At 72.9% G+C, this 3180-nt stretch carries 2 protein-coding genes; both read right to left on the reverse strand.

The window, feature by feature from the left end:
* Window positions 1–324 precede the first annotated feature (324 nt).
* Window positions 325–1851: a PrsW family glutamic-type intramembrane protease gene (locus ACWD38_RS30255; protein WP_184483521.1), complete on the reverse strand. Its 1527-nt coding sequence runs from the start codon at window positions 1849–1851 to the stop codon at window positions 325–327.
* Between the two features lie 66 nt (window positions 1852–1917).
* Entirely contained in the window at window positions 1918–3018 is a 1101-nt protein-coding gene (locus ACWD38_RS30260) for a DUF6779 domain-containing protein (protein ID WP_246457103.1), read from the reverse strand.
* Between the last annotated feature and the right edge of the window lie 162 nt (window positions 3019–3180).

Raw genomic sequence — 3180 nt, forward strand, 5'->3', positions numbered from 1 at the left:
CAGTCGGTCTCTCGCTGCGGGATCTTTTTCCCAAGTGGCTCCGCCACGAGGGAAAAAGCTGTCCTCGCGAGAGACCGACTGAGAACCCGCCGGTGGTCGGCTTCCTGACGTGGGCTATTCGCTTCGCGAATACAGGCACGGCCTCCGGCCGCAACGCAGACTTCGCTTCGCTCGCCCAAGGCACGGCTTCGCCGCTAGGCACGGCCTACGGCCGCGAGGCAGGCGTGGCTTCGCCCGTCCAGAGCACGGCTCAGGTGGGGCTTCGTCCGCTCCAGCCGCACGGCTCGCTCGACACGGCCTTTGGCCCGGGGTCTCCCGTGCTGGCTACTGCCTCGGGGGGTGGGGTGGGGGGTTCTGGCGGTTCGGAGGTTGTTGCGGGGGGCGGCGCGAGGTGGGCTGGCCCGGTTGCTGGGGTGCCTGGTTGGGGTTCGGTTGAGGTGGGCGGTGTCCCGGGGCGGGGCGGGGCTGTTGCTGCTGCGGGGACTGCCGGGGGGTGGGCTGGCGCCGCTGGTCGGGCTGGGGGGCGAGGTCCGGGCGGGAGGACTCCGCGCGAGCCGCCTGCGGGCGCTCGGGCTGGGGCTGGGCGCTCTGCGGCTCGACGGGGCGCTGCGGGCGGGAACCGGGGCGGCGAACGCTCTGCGTCAGCTCGTGGATCTTCACCCGCGCCGTCTGGAACGCCTCCTGCGACCCCACCGCCGAACGACGGGCCGCCTTCAACTCCTCGATCAGCTGCTCCCGACGCGCTCGCCGCACCGCGCTCGTCGTGCGCCCCTCCGCGGCCCGGTGCTGCAGGAACGCCAGCTCCGTCACCGCGATCTGGTAGTCCCGCACGGCCTTCGCCGGCTCCGGCCCCGCGCTCTGGCGCACCTTGCGCAACCAGCCCTGGCGGCCCGCCAGCGACGCCAGCATCTCCACCTCGCTGCGCGGGATCAGCCCGGCGCGCTGCAGCACCGGGAGCTGGTCGGCGACGATGCGCTGCTCGCGCTTGCGCTGCCAGACCACCAGCCAGCCGGTGCCCGCGAAGATCGGCAGCATGATCAGGAAGTACACGTTGAGGAAGCCCGTGCCGCCCAGCAGCGTCGACGCGTTCCACGCGGCGTGCAGCACCACGGCCAGCACGAACCCCGCCGCCGGCCACAGCAGGCGCTTCGTCGTGTCCGTCGTCCGCGAAGCCAGCCCGATCCCGATGCCGACCATCGAAGTGAACAGCGGATGCGAGAACGGCGCCAAGATCCCGCGCAGGATGAACACCGCGACGACCCCGCCGGTGGCGCTGCCCCAGCCGCCCTCCGAGAAGGCCTTGCCGAAGTACAGGATGTTCTCGGTGAACGCGAAACCCGCCGCCGTCAAGCCCGCGTAGACGATGCCGTCGACGAGGCCGTTGAACTCCGACCGCCGCCAGAACCACAGCGACACCACGAACAGCGCCTTCGCGGCCTCCTCCACCAGCGGCGCCATCACGGCCCGCTCGAAGAAGACGTGCTCGCTGGGCCCGAACAGCAACTCGCCCAACCCGATCACCGACCCGTTGAGCAGCAGCGAACAGCCGGTCGCCCCGCCCGCGCCCCACAAGAACGCGCCGAGCATCAACATCGGCGGCTCCGGTTCCCAACGGTCGATCCACACGATCGCGGCGAACACCACGCCGACCGGGATCAGCGCCGCCAGCGCGCCCACCAGCGCGGGCAGCACCCCCACCCTGGAGGTCGCGACACCCACCATGACCAGGCCGATGACGCCGAGCAGCAGCAGCCCGGCCACCGGCCAGCCGACCGCGGAGTGCTTGCGGGTCTGCAACCTGCGCGCGCCGGAGAGGTCGGGCACAGGACCGGGGAGATCAGGTGTGGACACGCCCGAAACCCTAGAACGCGACACTTCGCCCCCACACCGCCTGGGGCAGGATCCGCTCCCCGCGGCTCAGCCGCGGCGGCGGCGACGGCGCTTCGACTCGGGCGGCGCCCCGGAATCGCCGTAGGCGGCGAGCAGGTCCACGACCGACGTGCCCTCGGTGTGCGCGCCCGCCTCGACCTGCCGGGTCGGGGTGCGGCGCTCCGAATCGTCGGACGCCTCCGGCTCGGGCCGCTGCGGGGCGGCCTGCTGAGCGGGCTGCGGCGCCGCGGAATCCGGCACCGCCGGCGGCCGGGCGACCTGGGGCTGCTCCGGGCGAGGCTGCTCCGGCGGCGGAGGCCCGGCAGGCGCCGGGTGCGCCACGGGGGCCGCCTGCTCCGGCTGGACCGGACGCAATCTGTCCGAAGTGGACTCCGGCCACGCGCCCTGCGTCCCCGACTGCGCCGGGCGCTGCTTGCGCGCCTCGGCCGCCTGCCGCGGAGCGGGCCTTCCCTGCTGCGGCCGGGACTTGCGCGGTTTCGACGGGCGCGGCGGCTGCTCCACCGGAGCCCGGTGCGGCGGCTGCTCGTGCGGCTCCGGATGCTCGACCTGCCCCTGGTAACCGGCCGGCAACTGCCTGCCACGCCCCTCCGGGTGCTGGATGATCCGCGGCTGCGCGCCCGTGTCACCGGAGGCGAACCGCGGCTGCTCACCCGTCGCGGGACGCTCCGGCAACGAACGCACCCGAGTGGACTCCGCCCGCAGCGCGACGCGCTCGAACAGCACATCCCCGCCGAGCATCTTCTCCAAGTTCTCCCGCAGCGCCCGCAATTCCGCCTTCAACGCCTGGATCTCGGCGTCCGACTCCGCCGCGGCCGTGCGACGCGCCTCCGCCTCCGCCGTCGCCTCGAACTCGCGGCGAGCGGCGATCTCCCGCTCCAACTCGATCTCGTAGACCCGCTGGCGCTCCGCCTCCCGCTCAGCGGCCTCCGACGCCTTCCCCCGCAACTTCGCGACGCCGAACGCGCCCAGCAACGCGGCCCACAACGCGGCCACCAGCCCCAGCTTGAGCACGCGGGAATCGTTGCTCAGCACCAGGATCGCGGTCGCGGCGGCGGCGAGGACCAAGGCGCCGACCCACAACACCGACGGACGCTGGTCAGCGGCTGCGGAACGGCCGGGGGCAGGCATGCCCCCACGGTACCCGGCCTTTACCGGATCGAGATCCGCAGGATGGTTGGGGTCGTTTTGCTTGGGGGGTCGGGTGGCGGAACCTCAGTGCCTTCCTCGCTGCGGGATCTTTTTCCCTAGTGGCTCCGCCACGAGGGAAAAAGCTGTCCTCGCGAGGAAGGC

The sequence above is a fragment of the Saccharopolyspora sp. NPDC002578 genome (genome assembly GCF_053592695.1).

What these genes read in the sequence shown, in the direction of transcription:
- ACWD38_RS30260 (WP_246457103.1), bottom strand. Translation starts at nt 3,018, where the DNA reads ATGCCTGCCCCCGGCCGTTCCGCAGCCGCTGACCAGCGTCCGTCGGTG.